This is a genomic window from Nostoc sp. T09 (assembly GCF_002154695.1).
GTDB lineage: Bacteria > Cyanobacteriota > Cyanobacteriia > Cyanobacteriales > Nostocaceae > Aulosira.
The window spans coordinates 5,814-6,110 of sequence record NZ_MTAV01000267.1 but is presented as its reverse complement, the minus strand read 5'-3'; the positions used below and the strand labels follow the sequence as shown (position 1 = coordinate 6,110).

General features: G+C 51.2%; 1 protein-coding gene. It reads left to right on the top strand.

The genetic code is table 11. The features are described 5' to 3' along the window. A partial coding sequence (locus BV372_RS34635; RefSeq protein WP_143845519.1) for a condensation domain-containing protein occupies nt 1–297 on the top strand: 297 nt, incomplete at both ends.

Sequence of the window (297 nt, the reverse complement as noted above, 5' to 3'; positions counted from 1 at the left end):
CCTATCATTCGCCCAGCAGCGCCTGTGGTTTTGGGAACAACTACAACCAGGCAACTCCATCTATCACATCGCCTCAGCACTGCAATTACAAGGACCGCTCAACATCAAAGTCCTGCAAAAATCCCTAGATGCCATAGTTGCTCACCACGAAGCCCTGCGCACCAACTACATCACCCAAAATGGCAACCCCATCCAAGTCATCCAACCACCCCGTGCCGTAGAACTACTGATATTCAACCTCCAACAGCTACCAGCGACACAACGCTCTGCCCAAATCGAGCAACTACTACAACAGCA